At 35.1% G+C, this 18,179-nt stretch carries 12 protein-coding genes; 9 read left to right on the forward strand and 3 right to left on the reverse strand.

Annotated features, from left to right (window positions below; translation table 11 throughout):
• The first annotated feature begins 177 nt into the window (after nt 1-177).
• From AB8P06_RS04690 to AB8P06_RS04705, 4 genes are all read left to right on the forward strand, one after another.
• On the forward strand, nt 178-1,407 hold the full coding sequence (locus tag AB8P06_RS04690; protein ID WP_369838571.1) for an MFS transporter: 1,230 nt from the start codon (nt 178-180) through the stop codon (nt 1,405-1,407).
• Nucleotides 1,408-1,612: 205 nt separating this feature from the next.
• Nucleotides 1,613-1,957 carry a hypothetical protein gene (locus AB8P06_RS04695; protein WP_369838573.1) on the forward strand — a complete coding sequence of 115 codons (345 nt, stop codon included), beginning with the start codon at nt 1,613-1,615 and terminating at the stop codon, nt 1,955-1,957.
• 586 nt (nt 1,958-2,543) lie between these two features.
• The gene (locus AB8P06_RS04700; protein WP_369838576.1) at nt 2,544-5,351 is read left to right on the forward strand and encodes a TonB-dependent receptor; all 2,808 of its coding nucleotides are present in this window, start codon (nt 2,544-2,546) and stop codon (nt 5,349-5,351) included.
• Between the two features lie 12 nt (nt 5,352-5,363).
• Nucleotides 5,364-6,386: a phytase gene (locus AB8P06_RS04705; RefSeq protein ID WP_369838579.1), complete on the forward strand. Its 1,023-nt coding sequence runs from the start codon at nt 5,364-5,366 to the stop codon at nt 6,384-6,386.
• Nucleotides 6,387-6,461: 75 nt separating this feature from the next.
• On the opposite strand, the gene AB8P06_RS04710 is transcribed toward AB8P06_RS04705, so the two are convergent.
• A complete protein-coding gene (locus AB8P06_RS04710) occupies nt 6,462-8,270 on the reverse strand; it encodes a hypothetical protein (protein WP_369838582.1) in 1,809 nt (602 codons plus the stop codon).
• 316 nt (nt 8,271-8,586) lie between these two features.
• Here AB8P06_RS04710 and AB8P06_RS04715 point away from each other — a divergent pair, with 316 nt between their 5' ends.
• From AB8P06_RS04715 to AB8P06_RS04725, 3 genes are all read left to right on the forward strand, one after another.
• The gene (locus tag AB8P06_RS04715) at nt 8,587-11,610 is read left to right on the forward strand and encodes a sensor histidine kinase (protein WP_369838584.1); all 3,024 of its coding nucleotides are present in this window, start codon (nt 8,587-8,589) and stop codon (nt 11,608-11,610) included.
• Nucleotides 11,603-12,217, forward strand: a complete 615-nt coding sequence (locus AB8P06_RS04720; RefSeq protein WP_369838587.1) for a response regulator transcription factor — start codon at nt 11,603-11,605, stop codon at nt 12,215-12,217. Before AB8P06_RS04715 ends, AB8P06_RS04720 begins: the two co-directional genes overlap by 8 nt.
• Nucleotides 12,218-12,670: 453 nt before the next feature.
• Nucleotides 12,671-13,798 carry a hypothetical protein gene (locus AB8P06_RS04725; protein WP_369838589.1) on the forward strand — a complete coding sequence of 376 codons (1,128 nt, stop codon included), beginning with the start codon at nt 12,671-12,673 and terminating at the stop codon, nt 13,796-13,798.
• A gap of 509 nt (nt 13,799-14,307) precedes the next feature.
• Here AB8P06_RS04725 and AB8P06_RS04730 read toward each other — a convergent pair.
• The gene (locus AB8P06_RS04730) at nt 14,308-14,682 is read right to left on the reverse strand and encodes a VOC family protein (RefSeq protein ID WP_369838590.1); all 375 of its coding nucleotides are present in this window, start codon (nt 14,680-14,682) and stop codon (nt 14,308-14,310) included.
• 472 nt (nt 14,683-15,154) lie between these two features.
• Here AB8P06_RS04730 and AB8P06_RS04735 point away from each other — a divergent pair, with 472 nt between their 5' ends.
• Nucleotides 15,155-16,555 (forward strand): aminotransferase-like domain-containing protein, encoded by a 1,401-nt coding sequence (locus AB8P06_RS04735; RefSeq protein ID WP_369838593.1) that lies wholly within the window; start codon nt 15,155-15,157, stop codon nt 16,553-16,555.
• Nucleotides 16,556-16,633: 78 nt separating this feature from the next.
• Here the strand turns inward: AB8P06_RS04735 and AB8P06_RS04740 are convergent, their stop codons facing one another.
• On the reverse strand, nt 16,634-17,071 hold the full coding sequence (locus AB8P06_RS04740) for a transposase (protein WP_369838595.1): 438 nt from the start codon (nt 17,069-17,071) through the stop codon (nt 16,634-16,636).
• Between the two features lie 646 nt (nt 17,072-17,717).
• On the opposite strand from AB8P06_RS04740, the gene AB8P06_RS04745 reads away from it, so the two are divergent.
• Nucleotides 17,718-18,179: a MarR family winged helix-turn-helix transcriptional regulator gene (locus AB8P06_RS04745; RefSeq protein WP_369838597.1), complete on the forward strand. Its 462-nt coding sequence runs from the start codon at nt 17,718-17,720 to the stop codon at nt 18,177-18,179.

Consider the following 18,179-nt stretch of genomic DNA (forward strand, 5'->3'; position numbering starts at 1 on the left):
TACGATGTTTTTTATGGTTACAATGATAATAATTTAAAATTTCACATCAAAAAAAATCAATCAGCAGAAATTTTAAATTCAATTAACAGAAATTGGTTTACCGATCAATAAAATCGAAATTAACCATTTTACAAATCGGAAATTTATCCGGAAATTTACCTCATTAAAAAATATTCGGTGACCCACACCAACGGTGACCAAAAAATCATGAATACACCTGAAAAAGCGACTAAAGAAAGTAAACGTTTCGGATATATAAAATTATGCATTTTCTTGTCAGGATTATCTGTCTTTGCCCAGCTGTATCTTTTTCAGCCTTTGCTTCCGATGGTTGCTGAACATTTCCATACGACAGTCGGTGACAGCTCATTACTGGTTTCTTCCTCTACCAGAGGAATGGCAGCAGGATTGTTTTTCTTTGCTTTTAAAGCAGACAGCTACTCAAGAAAAGGATTGATGACATTTTCATTGCTATCTTCTGCAGCACTGACTATTATTTCAACATGGATTCCGAGCCTTACTCTACTTGTTGCAACAGGTATATTAAAAGGTTTTGTGATTTCCGGGGTTTCTGCCGTAGCACTTGCCTATCTTACGGAAGAGGTACAGGTTTCGGTGATTGGCCTGGCCATCAGCATGTATCTGAGCGGAAACACAATTGGTGGAATGAGCGGGAGAATTTTTGCGACCATTCTTTCCGGTGAATTGGGATGGAGAAATGCTGTTCTGATCATTGGCGTAGAAAGTCTCATTCTGGGATTGGTGTTCTGGAAACTGTTTCCCGAATCTAAATTCTTTAATCCTCAAAAGACTGATTATCATTTGAAAATGAAACAGATGAAAAGATTCCTTACCGATCCGTATATGCTTCGTCTGTATTTTATTGCCGCGCTTCTGATGGGCGCTTTTGTAAGTGTGTACAATTATCTTACCTTCCGTCTTGAAGCAGCACCTTTTTCCCTGAGCCATTTTTATATTGCTTTCATATTTCTGATGTATACTTTCGGAGTTTTCGGGACTATGATTACGGCCAGGTTATCAAAAAGATTCGAACAGAAATATATTCTGAAAGGATCTATTGTTTGTATGCTTGGAGGAATCAGTCTTTTGCTCTCCGAGAACCTTTATATTGTTATTTCCGGGTTAGGACTATTTACTCTTTCATTCTTTGCAGCCCATACCATGGCCAGCCAGATGACAGCATTGCGCGCCAGGATTGGTAAATCTTCGGCAACATCGATCTACTGGCTCTTTTATTATTTCGGTTCAAGTATTCTCGGCAGTGGCACGGGATACCTTCTTCATGATACTTCATGGAAGTTTTTTATCCTGTTTCTGATAGGCTCTATACTGATTGCATTTTTTCTAACTTATCAAAAAACTACGGTTCCCGATAAGACTTCTTAAGCCTGATATTATTTAAACTAAAAATTAATAATATCTATGAAAAAATTTTAAAACAGTTCATGTAATATTAAGAAAATCTGTTCTGTAAGGCATAATATTTGCACCCTTACACTTTACCAGATTATTAATAACCTTAACACAAAATACTATGAACGTTGAAGATCTTAAAATCAGAAATTTAGTCGAGTACAAAAATCAAATTTTTATGATTACTGAGATATTTCAGAATAATGAGAAAGATTATTTTGTAAGAATTGAGAATGATATTCACAGTGTTTCTGCTCCTGCAGATTCCATTAAACCTATTCAGATTACAGAGGAATGGCTTGAAAAATTCGGGTTTTCCAGAACCTATACATCTGATCAGACGATTCGTTATGAACGGCCTGAAGAATATATCAAATACGATATTGATTTAAGCCCGAAAAAAATTATTCAGGGTTTAAAAATATATGGCAACTCCATAAAGTGCAGATATATTCATGAGTTTCAAAATATATTCTCATGCTTATTCGGGAAAGAAGCATTAACGCTTGTTAAGATTCATTAAACAGAATTCAAAATATTATACCAAAAATCCACAACATTAAGCTGTGGATTTTTATTTAGGTAACTATATACTATTTTATACTTATTTTTTCTTGCTTCTTTGATCGGTTCTTATCGCAAAGAAAATGATGAATCAGACTTATTAAGATGAACAAAGTTTTTTAATCTTATTAAAATAGATTTTTAGAAGAATGCTTCATGGCAGCTTTACTGCTTTTCTTAAATATAGCAATCGGATTTAAAAAACTTGCATTAATAAAAAATGATGAGTGTAAAATAGTATATACTTACCTTAAATATCTTTTCTATTACACATTGTTTTATTATTCTGTCTTTTTAGTTTTCAATCACTTTTAGGAAATCTTAAATTGAATATTTCGTTTAATAAGACAACTATGACAGGCAGATTGTTACATTAGCTTTTGATATAAATTTAAAGCTGAAATATCACTCAACAGCCGTTTGCCTATGATATTTTTAAGTAAACCAGGAAGGCCGTTCATAATTTTTTAAACAAAGCTTAATTTTCATTTTATCCCTTTTCTTCCCATGAAATCTATATTTACCGTGAAATCAAATATAATAAAGTGAAGAAAATTTTTACAACCGTTTTATTTTGTGCATCAATTTATTTTTATGCCCAAACCGGTACTGTGTCAGGAAATATTAATGATGATTCTAAAATTGCATTACCCGGAGCCAAAATCTCCCTGACTCCCGGGAATATTTATACTACTTCAGACGAGCACGGGAATTTTGTTTTCCTGAATGTTCCTTCCGGAAGCTATACCATGAAAGTTGATTATCTGGGTTATGGAACAAGTGAATACAATGTACTTGTAGAATCTGATAAAAATACAAGACAGAATATTGTCTTCAACAGAAAGGAAACAAAAATAGAAGAAGTAATTGTTGCCGGAGCTACCTTAAAAAACCAGGCAAGAGCGTTGAATAAGCAAAAAAGCAATGCCAATATCACCAACGTGATCTCAGCCGATCAGATCGGGCGTTTTCCTGATGCTAATATCGGAGACGCTTTGAAACGTGTACCCGGTGTCACAATACAAAATGACCAGGGTGAAGCTAGAAATTTAATTATCAGGGGCCTTGCTCCCAACCTGAATTCCGTGACGTTAAACGGTGACAGGATTCCTTCTGCAGAAGGTGATAACCGGAATGTTCAGATGGATTTGATTCCATCCGATATGATCTCAACGATTGAAGTCAATAAAACATTAACCCCGGATATGGATGCCGATGCTATCGGTGGTTCCGTAAACCTGATCACGAGAGCTTCCCCTAACGGACAAAGAATTTCCGCAACTTTGGCCGGAGGCTACAGTCCGATCCGTGAAAAAGGAAATTATACTGCAGGATTTGTTTATGGAAACCGTTTCCTTGACAAAAAGCTCGGTGCGGTTTTCAGTTTTTCATATAACAATAATAATTTTGGTTCCGACAACATCGAACCTACGTGGAGCCTTGCCGATGATGCCGCTCAAACGGCTTATGTAAGCAAAATGGGAATCCGCTATTACAACGAACACCGCATCCGTCATAGTTTTGATTTGAACATGGATTATGAATTCAATTCTAAAAATAAAATCTATGCATCTGCAATGTACAACTTCAGAAATGATAAGGAAAACCGTTATGCTTTAGGTTATAAAATAGATCCGGTTTACAACGCCGACGAAACTGAAATTACCGGTTGGGAAGGCAGTATCACCCGTCAAAATAAAGGTGGGGATGCCAATAATGATAATACCCGGCTGGAAAAGCAGAAGGTACAGAACTATGCATTGAGAGGTGAACATCTTTTAGGTTCAAAAATAGATCTGGACTGGTCGATGAACTACGCTACAGCAAGCGAGAAAAAGCCTCACGAGCGTCATTTAGAATTTGAAAATGAAGACTTAACTTTTTCTTCCAATCTGAGTGATCCGAGAAGGCCGATGCTTACTCCCGTTTCTGATAACCTGGGGAATTACCAGTTAAGTGATCTTTCGGATGCGAATAGCTTTACTCAGGAAAAGGAATTCGGAGCGAAAGTGAATGTCCGTTTCCCGTTTTCCATTATTGAAAACCAGAAAGGAAGAATCCGTGCCGGTGTGCGTTTACGTTTAAAGGAAAAAGAAAGGAATAATGATTATTACTCCTTTGAACCGGTAAATGATATGGGAAGCCTGCTGTCTGTTCCTACCGTTTATTTTGACGGACACAATTTTCAGCCCGGAAATTATATTCCCGGAACTTTTGCAAGCTCAGCTTATATGGGCGGACTGGATTTATTTAATCCGAATTTATTTACAGGAGAGCTTAAACCGGAAGAATACCTTTCCAGCAATTACAGTGCGAAAGAACAAATTTACGCCGGTTATATTCGCTGGGATCAGGATTTCAGCGACAAACTTTCAATGATTGCCGGAGCGCGTATCGAAACCACAAAAATAGATTATACAGGAAATTATATTATGGATGAAGAAGATTTGGTAGGACAAATCAACAATACCAACTCTTACACCAATATTTTACCGAATTTATCTTTCAAATATGTTCCAATACAGGATCTTGTACTTCGTGCAGCATTTACCACTGCTTTGGCAAGACCTAATTATTACGCATTGGTTCCTTACCTTAGCGTGATTTCAGGAGATGAAGAGATCTCAGCGGGAAATCCTAATCTTAAAGCCACTTATGCCTATAATTTCGATTTTATGGCAGAAAAATATTTTAAATCCGTAGGGATTCTTTCGGGAGGAGTATTTTATAAGAACCTGAAAGATTTCATTTATACATCTTCCAGAAAAAATTACTCAGCTGCAGATTTCAGTACAGATTTCCCGGGCCAGTCGAATCCTATTCCTGCCGGAGAAAACAACTGGAGATTTACCCAGCAACGTAATGGTGATAATGTAGATATTTATGGATTTGAAGTTGCTTTGCAGAGACAGCTTGACTTTATTCCCGGAGCATTCTGGAAAGGCCTTGGAGTGTATGTAAACTATACCTACACCAAATCAAAAGCAAAAGGAATCACCAATGAAGACGGTGAGGAAAGAACTGATGTGGGATTACCGGGTGCTGCGCCACATATGTTCAACGGCTCATTATCATGGGAAAACAAACGTTTTTCAGCCAGGGTTTCTATGAATTATGCATCTTATTACATTGATGAGTTAGGTGGAAATTCTTTTGAAGACCGCTATTACGACAAACAGTTGTTCCTTGATGCCAATGCTTCATATAAGATTACCAGTCAGCTGAGAATTTTTGCAGAGGCCAATAATCTTACCAATCAGCCGTTAAGATACTATCAGGGAATCCAGAGCAGAACTGCCCAGGTAGAATATTACAGGCCAAGATTTACCATGGGGGTGAAGTTTGATTTCTAATGAATGCTGAAAATGAAAAATTTAAATAAGATCGTTGCCATTGCGATTTTACCGTTATTGGTGAATTGCATCGGGCAAAATAATTTAGGAAAGAAAATAAAGCCTGCCGTTATCACCGAACAGGTTACTTACGATACGGATGATCCTGCTATCTGGATCAACCCGGCAGATGCCTCAAAAAGTATTATTATCGGAACGGATAAAGATTCAAACGGTGAATTATATGCGTTTGATTTAAACGGAAAAATCATTAATAAAGTTTCACGATTGCAACGCCCGAATAATGTTGATATCGAATATGGTTTCCCGTTAAACGGAAATAAAACAGATATTGCAGCGGTGACAGAAAGGGAAACCAATAAGGTGAAGCTTTATTCTCTTCCCGACCTGAAGGAAGTTGGTGAGTTTACCGTTTTTGATGGAGAAACCGAGCGTGGACCGATGGGAATTTCAATGTATAAAAATCCTGGTTCCGGTGAAATTTTTGTCATTGCAGGAAGAAAATCAGGACCAAGCGACGGTTATCTGTGGCAATACAAACTGTCGGAAAAAGATGGTAAAATCACTGGCGAAGTAGTCCGTAAGTTTGGAAAATACAGCGGTCTGAAAGAAATTGAAAGTATTGCTGTAGATGATGAGCTGGGATACATCTATTATTCTGATGAGCAATTCGGGGTTCATCAGTATTATGCAGATCCGGCAAAAGGAAATGAAGAAATCCTGGTTTTCGGAAAAGGAGATTTCAAATCTGATGTGGAAGGAATTTCGGTCTATCCTACTTCGGCAACTACAGGATATATTCTGGTTTCCAATCAGCAGAAAGATACTTTCAATGTGTATTTAAGAGAAAACCCAGCCAAAGGAAGGATTGCGGAAATTCCTGTTTCTACACGAGAAAGTGACGGCTCGGAAGTCACCAATGTCAACCTTGGGCCTCAATTCCCCAAAGGAATATTCGTCGCCATGAGCAACGGAAAAGTTTTCCATATTTATGACTGGAGAACTATTGAAGACAGAATAAAAGGAAGCAAATAATAAATAGTAACCTTACTCATAAAAAAATAAAACCACTGTAGTTTACTTACAGTGGTTTTGTTTATCAGTTAAATTTTAATTCGTAAGCTGCGGAATTTCCAAATGCAAAAGCATTGATTTATATTTTTCCAGCTGATTAGTAATTGCATTCAAATCTTTTTTAAAGAAACCGGAATTACTGAAAAGTTCTTCATAATAATTAATACCGTCAAACAGGTTTTCTCTAAATGTTTTCCATTTTTTTAATTGCAGATTGGTAATTTTTCCTGAAAAACCGGCAATCTCTTTTTTCAGATGATCAACGTACATTTTTAATTCATTGATAAACATATGAGGACGGTAATGACCCGGAAGAATATTGGCATTCCCATAAATATGCCGCACCATCTCCGAAAGGGAAACTTCCTTATCAAAAAAAGCCAGATTCGGTCCGGGACAAATAACGACACCCTGTTTTTCACCCTTTATTTCTATTCCCTGTTCCAGATAAGCAGAGTTAACTAAACCAACACATAAGCAGGCTTTGTCTGTGATCTCTGTTTTTTTCTGATGAAATTCTTCGGCTGATATTTCTGCTTTCAGCTGTTCCAATTCTTCAAGCTTAATCTCCTGGTATTTTTTTGAAGCTGTACAGATTCCTTTCGGTGAAAATTCTTTACTCAGAGCCAGAAGTTTTTTCGGACAGGAGCTTCCGTAACGGTTCTTCACTTCTTTTGTCTGCTTAATGATTTCATTGGAAGTACCTTTTACTGTATTGAAGGGAACTCCTAAAGGCGAAATATTGCTTAAGTAGAAATCTTTTTCTTTAGAATTCACAAGAAGCGCTCTGGTTTCACGGTCTACTGAAGTGGCTTCCGGAACCAGTAAAAATGGTGAACCCCACCCTACGCTATTGACGTTATACTGTTTCAACAGAAACTCGTGCTCTTCCGATGTACCGACACCGCCCTGAACGGTAATTTTCATTTCCAAAGGTCGGGAAACGGAATATTTCCCTTTCTGTTCCAGGGCAGCAGTCATTAAAGCATGGGCAGAGCCGATCAGTTCGTTCTTTTTCTGCTTGAATTCTTCCATGATAGGTCCGAGCAGCAAGCCTTCCGTTGCAAAGGTGTGGCCACCACAATTTAACCCTGATTCTATCCTGTATTCGGAAACCCAGAGCCCTTTTTTTGCCAGAAAATTTCCCTGGATCATCGCTGACCGGAAATCACTAACTTTCAGAATAATTTTCTTTTTTAATCTTCCTCTTTCATCCGGAAAGAAATCATCAAACTCTTCAATATAGCTGTACAAACGGGGATTCATGCCTGCAGAAAGCACCATTGAAGATGACAGTTTACTATGGGCAAAACCACGTAAAGAAGCATGGGCATCATTATAAGTTACCGGAAGAGGCTTATTGTTTTTAAAGTTGTCTTTATCTACTTTGGTCATGATATTGACATCTATACTTCCGGGAGCAAGATGGGTTTCAATATAATTTTTAACGGCAGAAGTAAATCCGTCTTTTTGATCAAGAAGATTCTGAAGGCTTTTTTTCAGTTCCGAGGTATTGGGAAACATTCCCAGAAAGTTTTTAAGAGAAGCTTTGTTTTTTGTAATTTCCTCTTTGAATGCACTGAATTTTTCATTAACAATATCATCCATCATATCCAGATAAGCCGTAATTCTTTTAGCACGGTAGTCCTCTGCCTTTGTAGAAATACTTTCGTAATCCAGATTGAACTTTTTGTTATAAAAATTCTTCATTTTTTCTATAATTTCATCATCTATTATAGAAACGACGGAAGAAATTCCGTATTGGGCCACACGGACAGGACTGTCTATCGTGTAAGCCAACCCCATCACAGGGATGTGGAAATTGTGTAAAGGTTTATTGATCATTTTAATTAATAATGTTCCTTTCCAATTCCATCAACTATTCACTGAGGTAAAAATATGGGTTTCTTATGAATTATGCATCAAATAATATATAATTTATCTGAAATATGTTCAAAATCATTCCGTACCCCTATAAAAAACAATCTTTTTAATAAAATCATAACAAAACAGGATTTGATATCAAAAAACAATAATGCAATATTTTGTTAAGGATTCGAAAAAATACTACCCTCAATATGAATAAACTATTAAAAATATTCATAAAACCTTTTAAAATTATTGATTCGTTTATATATTTGCTTTATCAAAACAATAAAATTTGTATAAAAATATATTTTCTGTTTTTCTTTTCATTTTTTTTTCATCCGTTCATTGCCAGAAATATAATACTGAATTTTATAATACTGATAATGGGCTTCCACAAAACAGCATAAAGGATATTATCAAAGATAAATACGGATTTATATGGATGACCACCGAAAATGGTATTGTAAGATATGACGGCACCAATTTCCTGGTTTATAAAAATTTCCCGTTAAACAGTCAGCGTTTCACCTATTTTTATGGTAATGTCGAAAAGGACAGTGTCTTTACAGGAGTAGATTATGGAAATAAGGTAATGATACGTGGAAAATATCCCAAAGTAATCAGAAATCTCAAAAAAATTCAAAATATTATCCGCAAAAATAATATCAATTATTTTTTATATTGTTCTAATTACAATTTCGATACGACTCAGGGCGGAAGCTTTTATATGGATTTCAAAGAAGGGAGATATTATATAAAAGAAAATACTCTAACTTATAAGTCTCATAATTCAGGTGTTGAAGAAAATCTGAAAATTAATCAGGCAGCCAACATCATCCCCAAAATATTCATTCTTAATGAACAGATGTTCTATATAGACAGCAAGGCTAAAAAGGTTAGAAAAATAGAAACCAATAAGATTACAGCTTCTTATGAAATCCCTTTACTTACAGATATAAACAGTAAAATATTTTGGAGCAGGGTGAATAATCAGGTTTTCATCCTGAATAAAAATACTTTTTATACCTGCCTTTATGAAAAAGGGCAACTGAAAATAACCCGGCTCGTTCAAGTGGATCAACTTAAGGAAAGTAATCTGAGAAGCATTTATTATGATCCATTGTACAAAAAACTTTATTTGGGAGGCGGTACAAAAGGGCTTCAAATTATTAGTTTTCCAGATTTTGTTCCTTCTAAAAGAGATTCATTAAAATTTTCGTCAGTTTTTTATTCTACATTACCTTATAGTGACGCTTCGGTCATAACGCCGTCCGGAGAAATCTATAACAGAAATGGATTTTTAGAAACCAGAAACTTCAAAAATTACACTCAATATTTTACAGATTATGATGATAAAGGAAACATTATTGTAAGAAGTGAGAAAGAGCTAAGAGTATATCAAAAAAAATCTTCTTATAAAGATTTTGTATTTGTTTCTACGGAAAAAGGTCTGATCAGAGATTTTCTTTATGATGAAGACCGGTACTATATGCTCACTATAAAATCAAAACCCAATGGCAACACAGAGTTTGACGGGATACTCACCCTATACAAAGACAGATCTTTTGGTACTGTAGAAAAGAAATTCTTCTTTAACAATGAGGCTACCAAATTTATGAAGGTAGATCACGACCATATGCTGGTAGGAACCATAAACGGACTCTATAAAGTATCGATCAGAACCAATACAGTATCCAAATTAAAAACAAGTAACAATTTATCCATCCGCAATATCCTAAGAACCGGAGACGGTAATGTATGGATCACCACGCTCGGAAAAGGATTCTATTTATTAAAAAATGATATTCTGATAAAAATGCCATGGGATATTAATCAAAACCTTTCTTCCGCTCATACAATCCTGGAAGATCAGAAAGGTTTTTTCTGGATACCTTCCAACAATGGTTTGTACAGGATACATAAAGATCAGCTTTTAAAGTATTCTGAAGATAAAAACCATAAGGTACACTACTACCGGTTTTCAAAAGAAGCCGGCTTTAATACGAATGAATTCAATGGTGGCAGCAATATAGTGGGAAATAAATTAGCCAACGGGGAATTCGTTTTGCCTTCTCTTGATGGCCTTGTTTTTTTTGATCCTATGAAAATTAAAGCTTATTATCCTCAGAATATATCTCTGGAAAGGGCTCAAATTGATGATAAGGAACTTTATTTTCATAATACATTACACGCAACCCAGAAATCAAACCGTATAGATATATTTATCGATGTCCCGTATTATGCCAATACGGATAATATTATGATTTATGCCAAGCTGGACGGGGTACCCAATGCTAAATGGGAACTGATCGGAAAAAACAGAAAGTTTTCCACCTTCAATCTCGGTTACGGAAATCATCTGCTTACCATTAAGATGCTTGTTTCAGACAGTGGAAAATTCGTTTATAAAAAAGTAAATATTATTATTCCGCCTTATTTCTACCAGACCTTTTGGTTTAAAATCCTTGTCTTTTTGGGACTTTCTTTCTTGGTTTACTTTGTCGTCAGGCTGAGAATAAGCTTTCTGACCAGAAAAAACCATGAATTGGAAAAAATCATTAGTTTACGAACTAAAAATCTTTCCGATACCGTAGAAAATTTAGAAATAACAAAAATAAAACTCAGGAAAGAAATCGAGCTGCAGAAAAAGCTGATCGGCACTATTACCCATGACATCACAACCCCGGTGAAATTTATTGCATTGATTACAGAAGAAATTCTGGAAAAAAAGGAGTTTGACCAGCAACGTACCGAAAAAATATTTTCATCTATCTACAAATCATCTCAACAGTTGTATAATTTTACAATGACCCTGAAAGAATATGCCGATATCTACTACCACCATCGGTCAGATGAGTCACAACTCTATTCTTTACATAAACTCGTTGAGGAAAAGAAGGTTCTTTTTAACGCCATCGCTGAAAATAATGATACCATAATTGTCAATAATGTTGATAAGAGCATTTATACATGGATCAGTAAAAACATCCTGGCCGCTATTATTCATAACCTTCTGGATAATGCTGTAAAATTTACAAAAAACGGAACCATAATCATTAACAGTGATCGTGAAGAAGGGAATATCATACTGACATTACAGGACACCGGAATAGGAATGAACGAACAGAAAATAGAATATTATACCCAGCTTCAGGACAATATTGAAAATGAGAAGTTGCTATTGCAAAAATATGGCATGGGGCTTCACCTTGTCCTGCAGTTATTACAAATGATAGAAAGCAAAATTATCATCAAAAAAAATCAATTGAGAGGAACCTCTTTTACGCTAATTTTGAAAAATAAGAAAGATGATTAAACATATACTGATAGCCGATGACCATGATGTGGTTTTAGCAGGCACTACCATGATTTTAGAATCCAGAATACCTGATATTATGATCGATCAGGCCCAAGATTATCCGGAGGCCCTGGATAAAATTTCCAGACAGAAATATGATCTGGTGATTCTGGATATCAATATGCCTGAAAGTAAAAATAAGAAAATGATTTCCGAGATCAAAGAAGCCGATCCCGATATAAAAATACTGGTTTTTTCGGCCTATGAAGAGGAAATAGCCATACAGTATATCAAAGAAGGAGCTAACGGGTATATCAATAAGCTGAGTAAAGTTGATGAAATTTCAGAGGCTGTAAAGAAGATGTTTTCTGAAGGCTATTATTATCCTTCCAATATTGCCATCAAGCTGTTGCAGCGCTCTCCCCTGGATTCTATTAAAAGTTTATCCGAGCGGGAATATGAAATTTTCACCCTTATTGCCAAAGGACTCGGAAACCTTGAAATTTCAAATACCCTGAATATCCAGATGCCTACCATCAGCACTTATAAAAAAAGGATTCATAAAAAACTGAAAACAACCAATGTAGCAGACCTTATCAGGCTTTATCAAAACTATATCTCTTAAATTACTAAAATACTATATCTTAAAAAACTGCTTTAAAGAGTACTATTAAAGCAATAGAATTCCAGGACTGAATTTTCAGTCCTGGAATTTTCAATTTATTAATATTTACGAAATATTAATATTAAAAAAATAATTACATACCCTGTTGTTTTTATTCAAAAAACAAATTTTCAGCCCATTTATTTTGTAGAAAATTTTCTACGATCAGCCTTATTTTTTTCTACACATAGTGATATCTTATTGCCTGTTTTTTTTATCTAATTTTACATTATTCCAAAAACATGAGCAAACAAAACAATTACATTGTTTAAAAATTTCTTTAAAAAACTAATAACAAATTTCTAACTCTTATAACCCCACTTTATTTTCATGAAAATCAATCCTGAACAATTTAAATTTTTAAAAATTTCATTCAAAAAAAACAGATTACAATATCACCAAAAATAATATCAAATGCTTAAAAATTTAACAAAACTATGTGCTACAACAGGATTGCTGGTTTCCGGCATTGTCTTTTCGCAGACAGGATCTGTTGGTATTAACACTCCTAACCCCGGTTCTTCATTAGATATTAACGGTTCCCTGGCCGCTAAATATACCCCGGTAAGTACCACTCCCTATGCTTTATCCGAAACTGATTTTCATGTATCCTATAACGGTGCATCCAATGCTGTTTTTAATCTTCCTGCTGCTATAAGCGGTGCTGGAAATTTTAAAGGCCGTATGTATACTATTAAAAACAACACCGGTTTTATCATCACAGTAAATCCTGCCGGGTCAGAAACCATCAACGGGAATACAAGTGTTTCAGTGCCGGCAAATCAGAGTGTACAATTGATCAATACTGGGCTCACCGGAACGGCCAACACATGGGAAGTCATGGCAGCCAATAATAACACTATAAATTCCGTGACAGCAAGCAATGGACTTACCATGGCAGGTACTGATGTAAAACTAGGCGGTACCCTTTCTCAGGCCACCAATATTGCCACAGCCGGAAATAACCTGAGTCTCAATGGAACCGGGAAACTTTTGATAGGTACCAATACTGTTCCTGCAGGAGCAGCCAATTCCAAAATTGTTATTGATAATGGTACAACTAACGGGGCACTGCAGATTAAAGACGGTACCCAACAGCTGGGGTATGTACTGACCAGTGATGCCAATGGTTTAGCTACCTGGTCATCCACTGTTACCACTGCTTTCGCTAATAACTGGACGTCTTATTCGGGTACTTTGGTGAATCCTTTTACCGGAGCTACCGGTGGCGGAAACCTGCCTACAGGAATTTCAGTGACAATCCCGGCAAGAGGCTGGTATTTTTTCCGTAGTGGTATTGCAATTGCCTCTGACTGTAATGATTACACATTTTATATCGCCGGTATCGGGGATGTCTGGAAAAGTTACTGTACTGCCAATACTACCGTTTACATGGCTCCAAGAGATCAAAACCGGGTATTATACTTTGCCACACCGGGAACCTATAACATCCTGGCAATCAAAACAAACTTAGTAGTTCCTTCCAGTTTTAATGCCGGAAATCCTAGTTTTTATTTAGATTTTGTAAAATTCCAGAACTAATATGATATCCGTTTCCTCAAAAAACACGATTCTAAATACATAAAGTTGAAAACTGAACTGCTGCAAACTCCCTCAATCCGGCGGCAGTTCATTGGAATCAGAAATGAATCCTCATTTGATATGCAGCAGCATTTATCCGGTAATTATAAGCTCTTTATATTGAGCATAAAATCGAAAACTAATTTCCATTTTAGTATTATAAATTTCCTTCAGGCAATTTCCGTTATGGAAATTGCCTTTTTTATAAATCGGATATATATTGAAATTCCTTAAAATAATAAAACGCCCAATCATTAATTCAGATCTGGCGTTTTTGTTATTTAAATCAGATAACTCTATATTATTTTACACGTACTGTTTCCGGTTTCTTTTAATGATCGGTTTTTCAAAAGAATGCTTCATAGAAGTTTTACTGCTTTTATACCAATCAGATTTTAAAAGCTTTGCGTTAATAAAAAATGATTGAATGTAAAAATAGTACAGTTAAATTATTGTTTTACTCCGCGGGGTTATTTAGGTTCCCACAGCTCAATCTTATTCCCTTCCATATCGATAATGTGAACAAATTTCCCATAATCATAGGTTTCAATCTCATCCACAATCGTCACCCCTTCTTTTTTAAGCTCTTCTACCAATGCTTCCAAATCTGCAACCCTGTAGTTGATCATAAACTCTTTTGCAGAAGGTTCAAAATACTTTGTGGTTTCAGGAAACGGGCTCCATTGGGTAGCTCCTTCTTTAGCAGGATCATCAGCCTCCCGCCATTCAAAAGTGGCTCCATAATCATTAGTATCTAATCCAAGATGTGTTTTATACCACTCTCTCATTTTGTTCGGGTCTTTGCATTTAAAAAAAACGCCACCGATTCCTGTTACTTTTTTCATTTCCTTTTATTTGTTTAGTTAAATTGAATATAAGATCAGAATCAAAAAGATCTCACAGGGTTAAAATTATAATATTTTTCTATTATTAATCTTCTTTGTATAAAAAATTTCTCAAACTTATTTAAATTATTCATTATATTGTAATTATCTTAATTAACATAAAAAATATCATTAAATACAACAAACACATAAAAAATATTCATAAAAATCCACTGTATTCATAAAAAAAACAAAACTGGACTACTTTGATCATTCGGGAAGAGCTTTTCTTTGCAAAAAGTAATGATTACAGCTTAAATAATATAGACAGAAGTTATTAAAACAATATAAACCAGAGTTTTATTGACCTTTGTACAATATTTTCCACAATGAAACGATTTAGAAAATGAAAACGTTCTTATTTTGGAAATAGGCATGTAAAAAATTCATTAAAAACTAATCTTTAATTTTAAAATATCAATTTATTTCATTAATGCTAAGACCCTGGAAATTAGATTTAAAGATTAATGAGAAATTTTCTCATCTTCCTGTTTATAAACAAATTGCAGAAACGATCATAGAAGCCATCGAATCCGGTGTATTGAAAACCGGAGATGTACTTCCCGGAACAAGAAAACTGGCATCTCTTTTCAATGTTAACAGAAATACGATCATTGAAGCTTACAGCTATCTGGAGAGAGAAAGATGGCTGATATCCAGGCAAAGGGCCGGTACATTTGTCGCCGGCAGACTGGCAAAATCTGAAATAGAAAAATATCCGGTAATTCATTCAAATTCTGAAACCAATAAAATTATTTTTGATCAGGGGCTTCCGGACAGCAGCCACTCACCTATTCTTGACATCATCAGAGAATACAGGCTCATTGCCAAAAAAATCCAGAAACGAAAGCTTCACCTGGATAATGATCCCATGGGATACAAAAAGCTAAGAATCATATTATCCCAGATGCTTAACCAGGAGAGAAGGATGAAAGTAGATGAAGATAATATCTGTATCACCCGTGGCAGCCAGATAGGAATCTTTTTAATCGCGCAATGCCTGCTGAGAGATGATGACTGTATTATTGTTGAACATCCGGGATACAGACCAGCTTGGGATGCGTTCAAATATGCGGAAGCATCTGTTTTATTGGCTGAAGTAGACAAAGACGGAGTTCTTATCTCTGATATAAAAGGATATATTGATATGGGGAAAAAGATAAAAGCAGTTTATATTTCCCCGAATTCACAATTTCCAACGACAACAATCTTAAGTGACTCTAGACGCAGAGAGCTCATCGACCTATCCAATCAGCATGATTTTTTTGTTATTGAAGATGATTACTGCATAGACCTTAATTACAGCGATAAACATCTTTTACCTTTATGCAGTGAAAATAACCTTAGGAATTATATTTATATCGGAACATTCAGCAGATCGATAAGTCCGCTTTTAAAAATAAGCTATCTGGTAAGCAATCATGACCTGGTCAAAAAAATTGTTGCCCTCCGCAAAATCGTTGATATCAGTGGGGATTCTGTGATGGAAATAGCTTTTTACCATTTGATACAAGACGGAACTTTCAGCAGGCATATCAAAAAATATGCTGCCTTTTATAAAGAAAAAAGGGATTTCGTAGATACTCTTTTGGTGAAATATTTTAAAGATAAGATCATCTATACAAAGCCAGAATTAGGCCTCGGTTACTGGATTATCCCTCAAAAACCTATTGATAATTATGATTTGTTTACTAAGGAACTGGATGCAAAAAATATAAAAATAATCAATTTTAATTACTACAAACTGGAAGGCCCCGGCTTTTTTTTAAGTTTCGGGTCTGCCACAGAGAAAAAATTAGAACAGGGAATCAAAATCCTGGCAGATTATTTATAAAAAGAAAAAAATAATTTCCTTATAAACACTGACGGTTATTAATTCTATTTTAAATTGAGCCTAAACTTGCCACCCGATTCATGAATATTTGGTGTATTTCCTCAGCCAACCATAAATGACAGGTTTGGAAATATTATATTCTTTTACAATCTGTACAATACTTTTCTGTCCTGTTATAATTAAATTAATGAGAAGGTCTTTGGTTTCATTTGTATAAAGTTTCTGCCGGACAGAAGTGATTCTTTTCTTCCGTCTGATCACGGTATATTTTGAAACGGCAGATTTAGTTGAATATAATCTAAAACTTTCTGAATAGACTTTAAAAAAATCATATTCCAATAACCGGCACCATTTCAAAAGCACTTTCGTATCAAGAGACCTGCTGCTGTACATTCTATAGATTTCCTGTTCATCAGATGAAAAAAAATGACAGATATAATGAAGATCAACATTTGATTGTATAACCTGCTGTTTTATTAAAAACCCTATATGAACATTTCTGATTTCGGAAATCATTATAAAATACTGGTGCTTTTTTGATGGTGAATAAATACTTACAAATAAAAAAACTTTTATTTCTCCGGACCTATTCCAGTTTTAATTTTTTTTACAAACCAGTTCAGCTTTAAACACTGCCGGTGAAAAAACTTAAAAACTGGATGAGATTAAAACACAAACTGTTTGTTATTTTTGAATCAACATTCATATTAAACGGTATAATTATTATGTTTCTTCATCTTTAATCATGTAAAAAAGACTCAGTTCTATGCAGTCTTTACCCCCATGAAATTTTATAAATAGTTTGGTTATTAGTTTGAATTAATTTATGATGATGAAGAATGTTTCGAGAAGAGGCTGTCTCAAATGGGACAGCCTCTATTTTTTTGTGCTATCCTAATCATTCCCGTTCATAAAAAATTAAGAATGGACCTATGTAAGATGAGCAAAGCTTTTTTTAATCTATACAATAAATTTTCAAAAGAATGCTTCATAACAGCTTTACTGCCTTCCTTTGCTTTATATCAAAGCTTTGCGTTAATAAAAAATGGGTGAGTGTAAAATAGCATATAGCTACCAAAATTAAATTTTCAATAAAAGCTTGCAGATTTCAAACAGAAATAAATATCTTTGCAACTAAGATAATTAGTTAATAATTAATTCAATGACTGAAAATAAAATCCAACAATTCAGAACGGCAAGCAGACAATATTCTGATGCATCAATCTTCATGCACGAAGCCATTGCCCGAAAAGCAGGATTATCAGGGGCAGATCACAAGTATTTGGGACTTATCCTGCAACACGAATCTATAACGGCAGGTGAAATCTCAAAGTTAACGGGACTAACCACCGGTGCCGTGACAGGATTAATTGACCGTTTAGAGAAAAAGGAACTTCTTAAGAGACAGTTCATCAAAGAAGACCGGAGGAAAGTAATCATTATCCCCAACGTTGAAAACAGCATGAAACTTTTGAAACCTTTTTTTGATGAATTACAGGAAAAAACTTTGGAATTAATTTCAACTTTTTCAGAAAAAGAACTTGTAGCCATTGAACGGTATTTCGTAGAAGCAACTGCGATCATGAAGGAAACATCCGATAACCTGAACAAAAAAAATAAATAA

It is taken from the genome of Chryseobacterium tongliaonense, assembly GCF_041224435.1.
Classification (GTDB): domain Bacteria; phylum Bacteroidota; class Bacteroidia; order Flavobacteriales; family Weeksellaceae; genus Chryseobacterium; species Chryseobacterium tongliaoense.